Source organism: Streptacidiphilus sp. MAP12-16, assembly GCF_041262165.1.
In the GTDB taxonomy this organism is placed as follows: Bacteria; Actinomycetota; Actinomycetes; order Streptomycetales; family Streptomycetaceae; genus Streptacidiphilus.
In genome coordinates, this window is the sequence record NZ_JBGCBY010000060.1 from 1 (window position 1) to 15030 (window position 15030).

The 15030-nt window shown below is 70.0% G+C and carries 17 protein-coding genes and 2 pseudogenes; 2 read left to right on the forward strand and 17 right to left on the reverse strand.

The window, feature by feature from the left end; translation table 11 throughout:
* Window positions 1–339: WD40 repeat domain-containing protein (locus ABIA33_RS37470; protein WP_370088593.1), on the forward strand; the 339-nt coding region annotated here is incomplete at its 5' end.
* 175 nt (window positions 340–514) lie between these two features.
* On the opposite strand, the gene ABIA33_RS37475 is transcribed toward ABIA33_RS37470, so the two are convergent.
* From ABIA33_RS37475 to ABIA33_RS37520, 10 genes are all read right to left on the reverse strand, one after another.
* On the reverse strand, window positions 515–1216 hold the full coding sequence (locus ABIA33_RS37475) for a hypothetical protein (RefSeq protein ID WP_370088595.1): 702 nt from the start codon (window positions 1214–1216) through the stop codon (window positions 515–517).
* 152 nt (window positions 1217–1368) lie between these two features.
* A complete protein-coding gene (locus ABIA33_RS37480) occupies window positions 1369–2577 on the reverse strand; it encodes a hypothetical protein (protein WP_370088597.1) in 1209 nt (402 codons plus the stop codon).
* Window positions 2574–3221, reverse strand: coding sequence for a plasmid partition protein (locus tag ABIA33_RS37485; RefSeq protein WP_370088599.1), 648 nt, complete (start codon window positions 3219–3221; stop codon window positions 2574–2576). Before ABIA33_RS37485 ends, ABIA33_RS37480 begins: the two co-directional genes overlap by 4 nt.
* A 71-nt stretch (window positions 3222–3292) precedes the next feature.
* Entirely contained in the window at window positions 3293–3892 is a 600-nt protein-coding gene (locus ABIA33_RS37490) for a helix-turn-helix domain containing protein (RefSeq protein WP_370088601.1), read from the reverse strand.
* Window positions 3889–5418, reverse strand: a complete 1530-nt coding sequence (locus ABIA33_RS37495) for a helix-turn-helix domain-containing protein (protein WP_370088603.1) — start codon at window positions 5416–5418, stop codon at window positions 3889–3891. The genes ABIA33_RS37490 and ABIA33_RS37495 overlap by 4 nt, the downstream gene beginning before the upstream one ends.
* Before the next feature lie 810 nt (window positions 5419–6228).
* On the reverse strand, window positions 6229–6615 hold the full coding sequence (locus ABIA33_RS37500) for a tyrosine-type recombinase/integrase (RefSeq protein ID WP_370088605.1): 387 nt from the start codon (window positions 6613–6615) through the stop codon (window positions 6229–6231).
* A gap of 111 nt (window positions 6616–6726) precedes the next feature.
* A complete protein-coding gene (locus tag ABIA33_RS37505; protein WP_370088607.1) occupies window positions 6727–6951 on the reverse strand; it encodes a hypothetical protein in 225 nt (74 codons plus the stop codon).
* 455 nt (window positions 6952–7406) lie between these two features.
* A complete protein-coding gene (locus ABIA33_RS37510) occupies window positions 7407–8114 on the reverse strand; it encodes a B3/4 domain-containing protein (protein WP_370088610.1) in 708 nt (235 codons plus the stop codon).
* A 34-nt stretch (window positions 8115–8148) separates the two neighbouring features.
* Window positions 8149–8796, reverse strand: coding sequence for an FMN-binding negative transcriptional regulator (locus ABIA33_RS37515; protein ID WP_370088612.1), 648 nt, complete (start codon window positions 8794–8796; stop codon window positions 8149–8151).
* Between the two features lie 43 nt (window positions 8797–8839).
* The gene (locus tag ABIA33_RS37520) at window positions 8840–9676 is read right to left on the reverse strand and encodes an EamA family transporter (protein ID WP_370088614.1); all 837 of its coding nucleotides are present in this window, start codon (window positions 9674–9676) and stop codon (window positions 8840–8842) included.
* Window positions 9677–9794: 118 nt separating this feature from the next.
* Between ABIA33_RS37520 and ABIA33_RS37525 the strand changes: the two genes are divergently transcribed.
* The gene (locus ABIA33_RS37525) at window positions 9795–10379 is read left to right on the forward strand and encodes a helix-turn-helix domain-containing protein (RefSeq protein ID WP_370088616.1); all 585 of its coding nucleotides are present in this window, start codon (window positions 9795–9797) and stop codon (window positions 10377–10379) included.
* Window positions 10380–11125: 746 nt separating this feature from the next.
* Here ABIA33_RS37525 and ABIA33_RS37530 read toward each other — a convergent pair.
* The 7 genes and pseudogenes from ABIA33_RS37530 to ABIA33_RS37560 form a co-directional block, all read right to left on the reverse strand.
* Window positions 11126–11524: pseudogene (locus tag ABIA33_RS37530) on the reverse strand (IS5/IS1182 family transposase); the annotation flags it as partial.
* 64 nt (window positions 11525–11588) lie between these two features.
* Window positions 11589–11753: pseudogene (locus ABIA33_RS37535) on the reverse strand (IS110 family transposase); the annotation flags it as partial.
* Complete coding sequence (locus ABIA33_RS37540; RefSeq protein WP_370088618.1) at window positions 11738–11863, reverse strand: hypothetical protein; 126 nt, start codon at window positions 11861–11863, stop codon at window positions 11738–11740. The gene ABIA33_RS37540 and the pseudogene ABIA33_RS37535, both read right to left, overlap by 16 nt.
* Window positions 11864–12200: 337 nt before the next feature.
* Window positions 12201–12500, reverse strand: a complete 300-nt coding sequence (locus ABIA33_RS37545; RefSeq protein ID WP_370088620.1) for a hypothetical protein — start codon at window positions 12498–12500, stop codon at window positions 12201–12203.
* Between the two features lie 110 nt (window positions 12501–12610).
* Complete coding sequence (locus ABIA33_RS37550) at window positions 12611–13060, reverse strand: DUF1931 family protein (RefSeq protein ID WP_370088622.1); 450 nt, start codon at window positions 13058–13060, stop codon at window positions 12611–12613.
* Window positions 13061–13095: 35 nt separating this feature from the next.
* A complete protein-coding gene (locus ABIA33_RS37555; protein WP_370088624.1) occupies window positions 13096–14781 on the reverse strand; it encodes an FAD-dependent oxidoreductase in 1686 nt (561 codons plus the stop codon).
* An 11-nt stretch (window positions 14782–14792) separates the two neighbouring features.
* The coding region (locus ABIA33_RS37560) for a UBP-type zinc finger domain-containing protein (RefSeq protein WP_370088626.1) at window positions 14793–15030 on the reverse strand (238 nt) is incomplete at its 5' end.

The window sequence follows — 15030 nt, forward strand, 5'->3', positions numbered from 1 at the left end:
GTCTGGGACCGGGGCACCGGTCGGCAGACCGCCACCCTGACCGGCCACACCGACCGGGTGACGGGGGTGGCGATCTCACCGGACGGTACCTGGCTCGCCACCACCAGCGACGACAGGACGGTTCGGATCTGGAACCGGGCCGCAGAGGGTGTTCATACCTTGATGCGAACTGAAGGGCGCCTAGACGCCTGTGCCTGGACACCCGACGGTTTCGGCCTCGCCGTGAGCGGTGAAAAGGGTGTGTACTTCTACGAGTTCCGCCCCGGCACCCCTGGTGCAACCATCCCGGCCGCGGGCGATGCCACCCAAGCCACCATGCAGCCCCCGCCCGGGATCTGACGGCGACTCCACACAGCGAGAGCCTCGCCGTCAACCCCGAGAGACTCCCCGGAGCCGACCACATAGAGTTAGGGCTGTGACGGACCCCCGAAATGCCTCCATCAGAGTCTCCGACGCTCCCGTTTGAAGGCGCAGCTACTCCACAGGGGTGATCGAGCCCTCTGTCTACTGAGGCTCACCAGAGCGTCAGCGGCAATCCCGCCAGCTCTGCCGCACGGATGCGCTGGTCGATGCGTTCGCGGGCCTCGCCGCGAGTGAGGCCAGCGTGTACGGCGGCGGCGATGGCACGGGTGCGACCGGCGGCACCGCGCAGGTCGGCGAGGGGACCGCCGGGATTGCGGTGGCGTTGCGCCCATTCGGTGCGGTTCTGTGCGGAGGTGCCCAGTCGCAGGTGGGCGGGGTTGGTGCAGCCGTGTGAGTCGCACGTATGGCACAGGACCGGGTCCTCGGTGCCGGACCACCCCAGGCGCGGTATCACCCCGCGGGTGAGCTGGAAGGCGAAGAGATGGGCGGGGACCGTTCCGCGACGAGATGCTCCGGGGAGGCTGGCGGCTCGGAAACTCCCGTGCCCCGTGTCGCTGACCGCCGCCAACCAGGGCCAGCACTGATGGGGCCCACGTTCATAGCGTTTGATCTCGAACCGCTGCACGATCTGCGGGTCCGCGAGCCACTTCTCCCACAGGTCGGCGGGCAGGCGGATGGCTACCGGCTGGCCGATAAGGGACAGCTGGACGCCGAATGGCGCTGGTGGTCCACCTGGTGCAGTACTCAGTTCGTCAAGGGGCAGCGGCTGTTGGCCGTTCACGACGGACCCATCGGAAGCGGAGATGTCGGGGGCGAGGCTCGTCGCCGCCGAGTTGAGCGTGCTGGGGGCCATAGGACTTCCATCAGGAGGGAATGCCTGTCGACATTCGTCCGGAGGATGCGCCGGGTGCCGGGGCGGCTGGGATGGTCACGTAGTGGCCCAGCCGCCCCGGCGTGTGCTCAGCGAGGGGACGCGGAGGTCGGCAGCGCGCGGAGAGCGCGGGCTCAGCTCTGGGGGTCGGGTTCGATCAAGGAGTTGGCCGCGCTTCTGAGTCGCTGGACGATCTCGTCCACCAGGGCGTCGAGGCGGCCTTGTTCCTGTGCGTTGGCGGGGGAGCGCACCAGTGTTGTGCTGAGGTCACGCTGGATCGTGGCGACCCGGCGCCGGATGTCCTCCAGCACGAATAGGGCGTCGGGAGCCGATTGCGCAGATGCGAAGTCAGGAGCGGAGACGGCCATGGCCGAAATGGAGGCGCTGCCCGCGGAGACCGGCGTCGGCACCGCCGCCGAACTCGCCACGACGAACGGCGGCACAGGCGCAGTCGCACCACCAGGTACGGGAGTTCCTGTCAAGGTCTCTTGGGGCTGTGGCCCGACGTATTCCTCAGCGGCCCCTTGGGTACTGGCGGGTGGTGTTGCATCCGGAAGGAGGACTCCCGCACTATCGGCCGCCGTGACCTCGTCGTGACTTCCTGCGAAATTTCGCAGGCCGCTGTCGCCATCGACAGGCTGTGGTGAACCGCTGCGCGGTGCGGAGGGGATGGGTGTCGTGCTTGCGTTGGTACCGCTGTTCAGGGTGAGCGCTGGGGCGGCCAGTAGTTGGCGGGCTGCGTCCTGGAAGGCAGTCTGCTCGGCCTGCTTTCCGGCGGCCCGGAGGCCGGCTTTGACGATCTGACTTGTGATGGTCGCGGTCAGGCGGATTCCTTCCGCGTGCGTGCGAAGACGCAGTTGCTGGTACAGGTCGGTGGCGGTGTCCAGCCCGAAGCGGCTGGCCACGGGGAGCAGGGCGCGGGTATGGGAGGCGGTGGCGGGCTTGCCGAGGACCTGGTTGAGGCGCTCGGCGAGTGCCCATTCCTCGATCAGCTGGTAGGCGGTGCGTTCGCCGATCTCCCATCGCTCGGCGATGTAGTCCTCGAAGCGGGCGTGGGTGTGGCGGTAGAGCTTGGCGTCGCGGATCGTCTGCAGGGCCTTACCCGCGAGCCACGCTGCCGCAGCCATGTTCTCCACAGCCCGCTCGCACAGTCCCAGCTCGTGCTGCTCGACCTCGCTGAGCGGACCGCTCGCCCCCGTCAGGGCGGGTACCGGGATCAGCTCCGAGGTGATCACCAGGTCGGCCGGCCGACCGGACGGCGCCCTCGGGACGGAGACCGTGGCGACATCCTGTCCGGCATTGCGGTTGCGCAGGGCTGCGCTGCGGTCGTTGGTGGCACTCATCGCTGGTCTCCGATCGTGGGCAGGAGGCCGCGGTCGGTCATCTCGGTGACGAGTTCGTCGTAGGCGGAGCCCTTGGCGGCGGTGACCGGGCGGAGCATCGACTGGGCATAGCGCTGGAGGCCGGGGATGGTGGTGGTGAAGACGTTCCATCCGCCGTCGGTCAGGTAGGCCCGGTAGTCGTTGGTGGCCTTGGCTCCGGCGGTGGTGCGGTTGAGTAGCACCCAGGTCGGTGGCGGGTTGCCGTCGGGCCGCAGGACGGCGACCTCTTCGATCAGGGCGCGCATCGGCAGGCGGTCGATGCGGTCGATGTCGGCCGTGGTGGGGGCGGTGTTCAGGATCGCCACGTCGGTCACGCGCAGGACCGACTGCACGATGGAGCGGTGGTCCTCGGCGTGGCCGCAGTCCACGACACCGATCTGACCGGGGGCCATGGTGGGGGGCACGTTCTTGAAGAACATGGGGGAGGCCTGCTGTTGGACGGGGAAAGGGAAGCCGCCGGCGCACTCGTCCCACTCGGTGAGCTGACGGCTGTAGTCCGCTTCGAAGGCGGTGACCGGGTAGCCGCGCTCGTACAGGGCGTGGGCGTGCCACCCGACCGAGGTGGTCTTGCCGCCTGTCCGGGGGCTGATGTGGGCGATGATCATGATCGTGATTCCTTGGGTTGGTGGAGCAGTCGCGGGGTGAGGGCGTGGAGCGCTTCGGGGAGGGGCGAATTTCAGGGCGGCGCAATTGCCTGGCTGCGGGTTGACCGGCCTCGGGGGCGCATAGCGGTCCCGGCGCGGCGCAGGAGCCGGTAGAGGGTGCTGGTCGAGCAGTGGTGCTCGGCGGCGAGCGCGGGTACGTCGGCCCCGGCTTCGTAGCGGGAGCGCAGGTGGTCGATCTGTTCCTGCTGCAGGGTTTCGCGGTCGTTGCGCTTCAGGGCGCGGGTCTGGGCGCTGGAGCGCATCACGGTCCCGGCCTCCCGCAGCATTCGCCGCACGGTGCGCACCGAGAGGCTGTGCCGGTCGGCCAGGTCTGTGACGCTGGCCCCGGCCTGGTAACCGGCGCGCAGTCGCTGTGCCTGCGCGGCGCGATCGGTGCCGTGCCGCAGGACGCGGGTCTGCTGTTGGGTGCGCATGGGGGTGTCGACCATGCGGAGCCGGCTGAGGACGGTGGCCGGGGCGAGTCCCTCGGCGGTGGCGAGTTCGCGCACAGTGGCGCCGTGGCGGTAGCGGGCGCTGAGGTCCAGGGCCTGCCGCTGGCGGGCCGCAGCCCACCTTGGTCCCCGTGTGGCCGCCGACGCGGGTGTGGACGCGGGTGTGGGTGTGGTGGTCATGCTGCTGACTCCCATTCGTGCAGGGCTTGGGTGTGGGCGGCGGCGAGCTCGGCGTAGGAGAGCTCGTCGCTGGGGCTGAGGAGGATCAGGTGTCCGTCGGTGGCGACCTGCCAGCCGGGTACGGGGAAGCCGGTGACCGGGTCCAGGACTGCGCCGTCGGGGGTCTGCCAGTGCGCGGGAACCTCGTCGGCGCGCGGGGCGGGGACCAGCACGGTCCGCCCCTGGTGCACCTGGGTCCGGGCGGGGCGGCGCCGCTGTGCCCAGGCCTGGAGCGCGTCGCGGTAGGCGGCCCGCTCGGTGGCGTGCAGGGCCTTGCGGGCAGCCGCGATCCCGGCCGTGCCGTAGGCCAGGGCCATGGCAGCCCAGCCCTGCCGCTGGTCGGGTTCTTCGGGTGGTCCGGTAACAGCTTCCGGAAGGCTGTTACCGATGCCCTCCAGGGCGTGGGGCGTCAGCGCCCATCCGTCGCCGTCCGGTTGGACCAGCCCATGGCTGCGCAGGCGGTCCAGGGTGCGGTAGGCGGTGGCCCGGGACACCGAGGCAGAGGCCACCAGCTGGCGCGGGGTCTGGGCGGGGTGGGCGTGCAGGGCACCGATGACCATCAGGGCGGAGCTGCCCAGGGCGCCGTGGGCGAAGGCGTCGTGCCCCATCAACTGGCCGATGACCCGGGAATCGACGTCAGCGCGACTTTCTGTCTCAGGGGTGGACCACTCCCCAAGGTCCTCGTCGGGGGGGCACTGAATGGGTTGATCACGAGACAGCGCAGGGTCGGGGAGGCCGTCGGCGAGGTACCAGGTGGAGCCCTCGGTGCCGTGGCCGACCCGCAACCGGCGCAGCCAGCCGCCGGGCTTCAGGACGAACCGGTAGGCCTGCCGCAGGGTCTGCCGGGAGATCCCGGCCGCCTCGGCTGCCTGGCGCTCGCTGGCGGCGTGCATCCGCCCGCCGGCGGCCTGGGCGAAGGACAGGTGCGCCTGCAGCACCCGCAGTGCGGTCCGGCCGCGCTCGCCACGCCACGGCGTCGTCTCGATCCGCTCCCGCAGCACAGCCAGGCTCTCGAAGACCCCGGGGCGGGAGTCGACCGCCGCAGTGGTGTCGACCAGGTTCAGGGCGCTGGCCCAGACCCGTTCGATGTAGCCCTGGGCGCGGGCCATGCCCGAGCGCATCGCGATCGTCTGGGCGTGGCGTCCGCCCTCGTGGTCCGGATGCAGCAGCATCCGCGCCAGCGCCTCCACCGTGCCGCCCGAGCGGGCGACGTGGCAGGCGATAGCCGCGGTGACCCGGTGACCGTGCTCCGCCGCGCCCTGGCGCTGCTCGCGGGTGCTGACGGTGCCGGTGGAGCTGAGGCGGGTGTAACTGCCGCTGGCGTACCGACCGGTGAGGTCGCCCAGCAGAACCAGGTCGGCGGCAGCCCGGGGAACCTGGTGCAGGCCGAAGGTCGCGAGGTGACTGCCTCTGACTGCCTCTGAGGGTTTTGTCCTGGGCGCAGAATCGTGCGCTGGGGAGTGCAGAGCAGGGTTCGAATGTGGCATTCTGGGGCTGTCTCGCAAAGACGAGGACACCACCGTCAAGGCCCGCAAAAACCACGGGTGGTGTCCGGAACCGACCTCCAATCGGTGCCAGCGAAGCCTCCAGGACTCCACATCCTGGGGGCTTTCGTATGTCCGGCTACGGTGGAGGCAGGACTGCGCTCACAGCATTGACCCGGGGCCAAACGGGGGCCAGCAACCGGGGCCAATCGGGGGCCAGACAGAGTGACTGCCTCTGACTGCCTCTGACTGCCTCTGACTGCCTTCCCCGCAGGTCACAACCGGTCGGTCATCCTAAAGGTGCAGGTCATAGGGATGGGGCGGAAATACCCGGCGTACAGGCCGACTCGTCCGCCGCCTGTATCAATGCAGGTCAGAGCCTATGTTCTGCATGCGCTCCAATGGCCGGGTCGAATCGGGGTCGAAAGCGGGGTCGATTGGCCCCCGGAAGGCGTTGACCGCCTTCGCGATTCCTCGGCAGAAGTCGCACCTCGTCGATGGTCGTAACGCCCCTCCGGAGAGAGCGCTTTTGATCGCCTGGCCCAAGGCGATCTTTGCAAATGTGCTGATAAGAGCGCCTGCGCCAGCGATCGAGGCAGTTCTGGAACCGGCCAGACGACACCCGGCATGCGGTGCTGCCAGTCCCATCGGGTGCGGGCGTGGGGGCACGGCATATGCATGAGAAATTCCATTTGTCCTAATTCTTGATCCGTCGGAGACTACACTTCGACGCGCTCGGGTTTTGTCTTCTCTGTCCCACCGCGTGGGCGGTGGTCCTGCACTCCGAAGCCGCAGAAGTCTCGTCGAGCTGGACTACGTGAACGCGCCGCTGAATGTCGTGATCGTGACGCCTTCCACGGCTAGGGGCGAGTGGGCGTACGTCTCCCGGGTCTGCGAGAACTCACTGTGCCGCGAGACGGCCTGCACGGTCTTCGGGTCATGCTGGCCGCAGGCGCCCAGCCGCGTTGTGTAGAAGTGCTTGAGGTCGTGGAAGCCTGTCCCCATCGGCAGGCCAGCAAGCTCGACAACTGCGTGCCACTTCCGGTTGAGGTCACTGCGCTGGACGGGCCGGCCGAACCTATTGGTGGTTAACAGCTCCTCGCCCGCGGTGACCAGTAGCGGGCAAGCAGTCAGATGTCCTTTGGATACATGTGAACAGTGCTTGTCGGCGTGCGCGAAGCGGACATGGTGCTCAGCCAAGCGCTCCGTCAGGTAGGCATCGATTGGCAGTGTCGCGTAGCTCGCCTTTGTCTTCAGCGCGGCGGGGCGGCCCCGCAGCCGCTGTTCGCTGACTTGCAGCAGGTTGGCGGATCAATCGACCCGGGCGGTCTTGAGCCCGAGGGCCTCTCCTGATCGCAGACCTGCGCACGCCGCGAGCCAGACGAGGATTTCGTAGCGGGGCTCTACTTTCCGCATTGCCGCCGCAAGTGCCTTTACCTGCACAGGCGTGAGTGCGACGGTGACCCGCGGGTCGACGTTCGGCAGCTCGATGCGTGAGACGACGTTGGGCGGCGGTGGGACGTCCTCGTCGATCATGTAGCCGATCAGGATGCGCCAGGTCTTGAAGACCTGGACGACCGTTCGCGGCGAGTCGCTGCTGGCGGTCTCCAGCAGGTGGTCTACGGCGCGCTGGGACTCCGTTCGACGCCCGGGCCCGTCAGACCGCCTCGCGAGCTCGTACCGCCGCGGGGCGCCGCGCTGCCGCGCGAGGGCAAAGAGTTGGTTGAGGTTTCCCAGGCGGCTGTGTACGAGTTGGTGGCCTCCTCGGCTCGATTGGTGGCGAGGTCGCCGCCGTGGACCAACAGGTGGACGGTGGGCGACTGGGAGAGCCGGCTTGGGCGGTGCGCTGCGTACGAGCTCTCTAGCTTCGGCGGGTGCTCCGGCTTGACGAGGATGCACCGGGCACCGGGCCTCCTGCTCGATCGCCAGCTCAGAGCGGGTGGGGCCTCACTGGAATGACGCCAGCACGGGGCCGGGGTCGGGGCGAGAGCTCAGGCAGTGACCTGGGGTCGTGCCGAGCTGAGGTATTGCACCGCGGTCTGTTCGGTGTGCGGGGCGATGAGGCCCTGCAGTTCCTCGGCCGCTGTCTTGAGGAGGTGGCCGTCGCGGGTGGCGTGGAGGGTTTCGAGGATGAAGGCGACGTGGGTGGAGTTCTCGGTGACGCGGGTGCGGTGGGCGTCGCGGTGGTTCCAGTGGCGGGTCAGGACCCCGGTGGTGTCCGTGTAGATGATCTCGCCGGGTTTCGGGTGCTCGATGGTGTCGGGTTCGCCGAGCGGGGTGAAGGATTCGGTGCCGTCCGCGTGGCGGATGACGACGTCGTCGGTGACGTGGTCGAGGTCGAAGGCTCCGGCGGGCAGGGCGTGGTGCACGGAAACGGCGTTGTAGGAGTCGACGGCCGGGTTGATGCGCGGCAGGGTTCCCTTCTTGGCGAGGCGGCGGCCGAGTGCGTCGACGCTGGGGCGGATGCGACGGGGGTTGGTGCCGAAGGAGCGGTAGGCGGTGTGCCATGCCTCGATGCGGGGGTCGGTCTCGTCGGCGGGCTGCCAGGTGCCGTCGGCGAGCTGGCGTTCCAGTTCGTCCAGGGCGGCGGTGGTGTGGGGCCAGGGTTCGTGGCCGCGCAGGCCGGTGGCGGTGACCAGGGCGATGAGGGTGTCGGGGAAGGCGGTTGTGACGGTGGGGTCGAGGTGGAAGGCGGGCATGGGCGGGGTTCCGTTCGTCCGGGCGGGGTGGGGGTCAGGGTTTCCAGGTGCCGATTCGGTCCAGGCGGCGGCGCTGCTGGTGGGCGGCGGGCGCGTCGAGGCCCTGGCCGCGTTCGGTGAGGTGGTCGGCGACGGCGGTGCGGTGCTCGACGGGCTCCTCGTCGTCGTACTTGAACTTGGCCTTCACGTCGGTGACTTCCAGGCGCAGGCCGCGGATGCCGGGCAGCAGCCGGCCGTACGGGGGCCGGCCGACGGCGACGAGCGCGTAGTCACCGTCCGGCTGGAAGTGGGCGAGCTGGCGCCGCAGCAGTTCGGCCTTGTCTTCGGGGTCGTCGATGATGTGGGCGCGGCCGGTGAACTGGACGGCGGTGTAGTAGCTGGTGGGGACGGCGTCGGTGGGCGGGGTGCCGCCCTCGGCGCGCCAGGGGCCGGGGATGAAGGCGTAGTCGCCGAAGACGGTGAACAGGACGTTCGGGTCGTGCGCGATCGCCTTCCAGGCCGGGTTGGGCCGGGCGAGGTGGATCAGCAGGTCTGGTCCGTCGGGGGCGAAGTGGGTGGGGACGGCGGCGGGCGGGTGGCCCGGCGGGCCGTTGGCGCTCAGCAGGCCGAAGTCGTGGCCTTCGGCGATCCAGGACTGCCATTCGGCGTCGCCCAGGCTCGCGTCCCAGGGGTGGACGAACATCGCGGTCTCCTTCTGTTCGGTGGTGTGGTGGGCTCGGGCGGGTTCAGGTCAGGGCGAGGAGGCTGACGGCGACGGCGGCGGTGCCCAGGCCGAGGAGTTGGCCTCGGTGGATGCGTTCGCCGAGCACGCTGCGGGCGAGCAGGACGGTGCCGGCGGGGTAGAGGGCGGTGATGACGGCGACGACGGTGAGGTCCCCGCTGTGGGCGGCGAACAGGAACAGCAGGTTCGCCACCGAGTCCAGAACCCCCGCGACCGTCGCCAGGCCGTAGGCGGGACGCTCGGACCCGAGCCTGCTGCGCAGCAGCCCCGCCGCGGCGAGGGTGACCGCCGAGGAGATCCCGCGGCCGACGATCAGCGGAGCGACCCCACTGTCGGTCGGCGCCTGGTGCAGGAAGATCAGCTGCAGGGCGATGGCGGCGCCGGCACCGAAGGCCAGCAGCAGCGCAGTGCGCGAGGGACGTGCCGAGCCAGCGCCGCGGCCGGCGCTGACCAGCACCACCGCGACCAGCGCGAGCGGCAGACCCACCAGTCCCGCAGTGCCCAGGTGCTCGCCCTCCAGCAGCCCCACCGCGACAGGAAGCGCGGCGGACACCAGCGCGGTCACGGGCGACAGCACGTTCATCGGACCGATGGCCAGGGTGCGGTAGAGCAGGGCGAACGCGGTGGCCGATGCGATCCCGGAGGCGGAGCCCCAGCCGAGGGTCGCGGGGCTGAACGAGGCGCCGAGGAAGGGCCACAGCACCAACTCGACCGCGAAACTGGTCGGGGCTGCGATCATCACGGTACGCAGCACATGGGCCTTCCGGGCGCCGAGGCCGCCGAGGAAGTCGGCGCACCCGTAGGCGGGAGAGCTGCCCAGGGCCAGCAGCAGAGCGAGCACGGCACATCCCTTACTATGCCAATGGAACGACTAAACGGTACAACGAACCGACCGGTCGATGTCAACCAAACGACCGCACGGTGCATTCCAGTGGTCCCATAGTGAGGATGGTGCTCAGATGGCCGAGACGGCTGCAGCCCTGCGGACGGTCGCGCACAACGTGAGAGCGGCCCGGGTCCGCGCGGGCCTGTCCCTGGAGGAGCTCAGCCGACGCGCCCAGGTCAGCAAAGGCGCCCTGGTAGGACTGGAGAAGGCCCAGGGCAACCCCAACCTGGCCACCCTGGTCCGCCTCGCCGACACCCTCGGCATCTCGGTGTCCGCCCTGATGCAGGGGCCGTCGGAAGGCCGCGTCCGCGTCGTGGCCGCCGACGCGGTGGCACCGCTGTGGACCGGGGAACGGGGCAGCGAGGCCCGGCTCATGCTGACGACCTCGGGCCCGGCTCCCGTCGAGGTCTGGCGCTGGCAACTGGAACCGGGCGAGGACTACCCCAGCCACCCCCACCAGGCCGGAGTCGTGGAAACCGTCAGCGTCACCGCCGGCCGGATGAACCTGGTCGTCGACGGCGCCGAACACACCCTAGAAGCCGGACAGACCGCCACGTTCAACGGCGACACCTCCCACACCTACCGCGGCTCGGGCTCCGAGACCTGCCACCTGATCATGACGGTCCACCTACCGCCCGGCCCCGCTTCCACAACCTGACCCGCGCAGTGCTCCCGGAGGGGGTGCAGAGCCACCCGGCCGGGCTGCCGACTCCGGCTCGCGGATCCGCGTAGACGAGTCGCAATCCGCGTGTCTCATGAGACACATCTCAGCCTGGAGACCCGGGGCTGGTGTAGCCGAGGGAGGTGAGGTCGGCGGAGCGTTGCCCGGCGGACTGCAGGTCGGCCCATGGGTGCAGGGTCGCGCCGGTGGGCTGCGGGATCTGACGCCCCCGCCCGGTTGCGACCGCTGCCGGGCGGGGATGGTCGCCAGTAGCTGGTGGACGGCGTCGGGCCCCTGGTCGCGGCGGGCGGCGGCCAGCTGTTCCAGGTCCCAGACCATGGTGCCGACCACGGCGGCGCGCGGCCCCCACGGTCACCTACGCCGGTGACGACACCATGCCCCTCGACATGGTGTTCGCGGATGTCGACCGCAACCCCATGCTCGGCACCTTGGTGCCGTTCCTGTGCGAGCAGTGATCATTCCCGCTGTCTGAGGGCCTGGGTGTCACGGCGTAGTTGGTCGGTGTGTTCGGTGACGGTGTTGATCAGGGTGGCGAGAGCGGGGTGGGTGGGTTGGAGGTGGGGGCTGGCGTCGGCGAGGGGGCGCAGGAGTCGGGAGGCGTCGTCGTGGGCGAGGGCTTCCCGGAGGAGGGTGATCTGGTTCTGCGCGCCGGTGCCGAGGTTGTCGAGAGTGCTGATCTGTCCGGCGAGCTGGCGCAGGTGGGCGGAGTTGAGGCGGGCCCAGAGTCCCAGCTTGCCCCTGTCCACCGGTGAGCGTCCCGCCTTGTCGCCGCCAGACGGGGCCTTGGTGATGCAGCCGTCGACCGAGACCTCGGCCGGCCCCAGCCCGATCATGCGGTCATAGGCCTCAAGGGCCAAGGGGTGCACCCTCTGCGCTATCCCCAGCTCGGCCCGCTGTTTGACGCGGCGTCGAATCGTGAGGTCCGAACAGCCGGGGCTCGCGATCCGTTCGTATCCCGAGCCGTGGACCAGGGCCAGCACGACGTGCTCGAACACGACGCGATCCGAGACCCGGCGGCGGTGAAACCCCAGCGGATGGCCTGCCGCGTGCCCCTCCCGCACTGGCAGGAGAGCGGCGAACTGCCACAGGGGTTCGAGCGGGCAAGATGGCACCGCAGGCACGGGTCCTCCGTGTGATCACTGAGCGTAGAGAATCCCAATGACTCGTCAAGCCGTGCTCGCGGTCCGGCGGGGTGGAGGTGAACAGCCTCTTGTCACGCAACATGGCCCAGAGCACGTCGATACGGCGGCGGGCGAGCGCGAGCAGTGCTTGCGTGTGGATCAGTCCCTCGGCGCGCTTCTTGAGGTAGCAGTCGCGGGACGGTCCCGGGCGCATCATGGCGGACTGCGCGGCACGAACGTGGGATGTGCGGCGGACCGCCCGGATCGGCGGCCCTTCGGCTCGCCGGTGCTGGAGAAGTCGCGGCGGCGGCGGTAGTCCGCCAACTTGTCAGCTGTCATGGCCTCCTCCTCAAGCCCACCCACCAGGCGGGTCGGCAGTCGTGCGGCGCTGACAACCATGAGGCACCCGGGCCGCCGTCGCATCCTCACTCATCCGGCGCCCCGGGCCCGAGTCAGTCGGCTCTTGCGGCCCTGTCCGGCGGCGCGGCGACGGCCCACCACAGGGAGATCGATCCCCGCGATCGCGGCCGATCCCTCCGGGCCGCGGGGGAGTCATGCCGCTGCCCGGCCGTTTCGTCGGCCTTCACTGTCTCGGGTCTGTGCCGCATGACCATCGTGATGCTCCCCAAGCCGTGCTGTCGACCGGCTGGACGCCGGTCCCGCTCCGCTGGCGCGTCTACCCGTACCCGGCGGCGGCACACACCTCCGGGTACGGCGGCCGGCGTCCCGAAATTCCCAGGCCCGGATCAGGGTTAGGCCCCACCAACCCGGTGTTGTCCTCGGCGATGGCCGTCATGCTGTTGGCCGGGGCGGCGAGCCGCGACGACCAAGCCGACCGCCGGTCGGCGACCACATCGCTGTCCAGGAATGAATCGGCGTAGGCGCCGCGGTAATGCCGGCGCCAGCTGTCGGCGTGCAGCAGCGCTGCCTTCTCGGCGTCATCGGGATGCGCTGCACGGAACCCCGGGGACGTCATGGGACTCCTCTCGACCTCGTGAGCCACGGCTTCGCGAACCGGAACGTCTGCCTTCGACGCGCAGCACGCTGGGCCCGGAAAGCGCCCTGCGGCCATGCGTTTTCCGGCGTTCAGATCAGGAGGTCGAAGAGTTCGAAGGCTTGGTCCCACTGCTCGGTGGCGGGACGGCGGGTTTCCGGGGCGATCGTCCTGAGGGCGCGGCCGAGGGCGACGCTGAGGCCGCCGGCGAGCAGTGGCAGCCGGGCTTCGGTCTCCTCGGAGGCGTCCATCCCGAGGGCCGGGCGGGCGGCGATCTGGTCGAGCAGGGGGTGCAGCTCGATCTCCTCGTCCAGTTTCTTGAAGGCGTGGATGCTCTCCTGCAGGCCCTTGGTGACGGGGAGGTCCTGAGGCTGGATGATGTCCCGGTCGTTGGCCTTGGCGTTGGCCGTGCCGATGACGAAGAGGTCGTAGAGTTTAGCGTCGACGAAGTCGTTGTAGCGCTTGAGGTCGTTCTTGCTGACGTCGAGGCTGGCTGCGGCTCTGAAGAAGTGTTCGAACTTGGCAACTCCCATGACGGGCATGCGATTCACCTTCTCCGGTGGTGGGTGAGTGGGTGTCAGCGGATTCCGGGTGATCCCACCTCTCTGAGGTGCTCGTGGACTAGGCGGACGGCCATCGAGCCTTCGCCGACCGCCGAGGCCACCCGCTTGACCGAGCCGCTGCGGACGTCGCCGGCGGCGAAGATTCCGGGGCGGTCGGTCTCCAGAGCGAACGGGGTGCGAGCGAGGTGGCGCCAGAGTTCTGCGGGGGCGGCGCCGGCCAGGTCCTGTCCGGTGGGGATCGAGCCGTGCGGGTCGAGGCGGATGGTGCCGACGAGCCAGGAGGTGCGGGGGCGCGCGCCGATGAAGACGAACAGGGCGCGTACCTCCAGAACACGCTGTCCGCCGGTGCGGTTGTCCCGGACGGCAACGGACTCGACCCGATCGGTGCCGGTGACTTCCTGGACCTCGGTGTGCAGCATGACCTCGATCCTCGGGTGTTGGGTGATCCGGTCGACCAGGTAGCGGGACATGCCGGCAGCGAGGTTGCCGCCGTGGAGCAACAGGTGGACGGTGGGCGACTGGGCTGCCAGGAAGAGCGCGGCCTGGCCGGCGGAGTTGCCGCCGCCGACGACGGCCACCGGGTCCAGGCGGCAGGTCCTGGCCTCCCAGAGCGTGGCGGCGTAGTGCACCCCGACGCCCTCCAGCCGGTCGACTCCCGGTGCGTGCAGGCGTCGGTACCGGGCACCGGTGGCCACGACGAGCGCGTGGGTGGAGATCGCGGCTCCGTCGGCCAGCCGGACCAGATAGTGACCGCTCTCCTGTTCCAGGCCGACGGCTTCGGCGGGGACGGTGATCCGGGCGCCGAACCGCCCGGCCTGGAGGACCGCGCGTTCGGTGAGCTCGGCCCCCGAGATGCCGGCCGGGAAGCCGAGGTAGTTCTCGATCCGGGAGGAGGTGCCGGCCTGGCCGCCGGTGGCCACTGCGTCCAGCACGACGGTGGCCAGCCCCTCGCTGGCTCCGTAGACGGCGGCGGCCAAACCGGCCGGTCCTGCGCCGACCACCAGAAGGTCGCAGACCGCCGCCACCGCAGTGTCGGTCCGCAGGCCGATCGCCCGGGCCAGGTCGGCGTTGGAGGGATTGCGGAGCACCCGGTCGCCGCGCCACACCACCACCGGCGTCTCCTCGGGCGTGATGCCGAGACGGCGCAGCAGTGTCTCGGCCTCGGCGTCCTTCTCCAGATCGACCCAGCGGTGCGGGAGCCGGTTGCGGGCGGTGAACTCCAGCAGTCGGCGGGTGTCCGGTGAGAAGGCGGAACCGATGATGCGAAAGCCGGTCCCTTGCCCGGCGAGCAGGGTGCGGCGCCGCAGATAGGCGCGCAGGATGAGGTCGCTGAGCGCGGGTTCATGGGCGAGCAGGTCGGGCAGGTTCGACCAGGGCACCGCCAGGACTTCGCCCCGTTCGCGGACCAAGGCGGTGAGGACGGCGGCCTGGCCTTCCAGGAGGCCGAGCTCGCCGAGGAAGGACCCGGGGCCGTGCAGTTGGAGGGTCCTCTCCTGGTCGCCGTGACCTTCGACCACGGCGACCGTGCCGCTCAGGACCACGAAGAACTCCCGGCTGGGCTCGCCCTCCCGGAAGAGCAGCTCACCTTCGCGGACCTGCCGCCGCTGCCCGCTGGCGCTCAGGATGGCGATCTGATCATCTGTCAGTCGCGGGAAGGCGCCGTAGGGGTCCGGTGTCGGCGCGGGTTGGTCGGTGGTCACGCGTGACTCCCTCAGACCATGGCCTCGTGGACGTAGCACCAGCGCCAGTCCTCACCCGACTCGAAGGACTGCACGATGGGGTGACCGACGGTCGCGGCGTGGCCGCGGCCATGCCGCATCGGGGATGCGTCGCAGCAGCCGACGTGCCCGCAGGTGCGGGTCGAGCCGCCGACCAGGATGACCTCGTCGATGTCGTTGTCGGTGACCTTCGCGTCGCCCATCGCCTGCTTCACCGGGCCCAGGCAGCGC

Coding starts and splice junctions, on each gene's coding strand:
- ABIA33_RS37485 (WP_370088599.1), bottom strand. CDS start 3,221: ATGATCATCGCCCACATCAGCCCCCGGACAGGCGGCAAGACCACCTCG.
- ABIA33_RS37490 (WP_370088601.1), bottom strand. CDS start 3,892: ATGACCACCACACCCACACCCGCGTCCACACCCGCGTCGGCGGCCACA.
- ABIA33_RS37475 (WP_370088595.1), bottom strand. CDS start 1,216: ATGGCCCCCAGCACGCTCAACTCGGCGGCGACGAGCCTCGCCCCCGAC.
- ABIA33_RS37510 (WP_370088610.1), bottom strand. CDS start 8,114: ATGCCCGCCTTCCACCTCGACCCCACCGTCACAACCGCCTTCCCCGAC.
- ABIA33_RS37480 (WP_370088597.1), bottom strand. CDS start 2,577: ATGAGTGCCACCAACGACCGCAGCGCAGCCCTGCGCAACCGCAATGCC.
- ABIA33_RS37550 (WP_370088622.1), bottom strand. CDS start 13,060: ATGCCCGTCATGGGAGTTGCCAAGTTCGAACACTTCTTCAGAGCCGCA.
- ABIA33_RS37540 (WP_370088618.1), bottom strand. CDS start 11,863: ATGACAGCTGACAAGTTGGCGGACTACCGCCGCCGCCGCGACTTCTCC.
- ABIA33_RS37525 (WP_370088616.1), top strand. CDS start 9,795: ATGGCCGAGACGGCTGCAGCCCTGCGGACGGTCGCGCACAACGTGAGA.
- ABIA33_RS37505 (WP_370088607.1), bottom strand. CDS start 6,951: ATGATCGACGAGGACGTCCCACCGCCGCCCAACGTCGTCTCACGCATC.
- ABIA33_RS37515 (WP_370088612.1), bottom strand. CDS start 8,796: ATGTTCGTCCACCCCTGGGACGCGAGCCTGGGCGACGCCGAATGGCAG.
- ABIA33_RS37545 (WP_370088620.1), bottom strand. CDS start 12,500: ATGACGTCCCCGGGGTTCCGTGCAGCGCATCCCGATGACGCCGAGAAG.
- ABIA33_RS37495 (WP_370088603.1), bottom strand. CDS start 5,418: ATGCCACATTCGAACCCTGCTCTGCACTCCCCAGCGCACGATTCTGCG.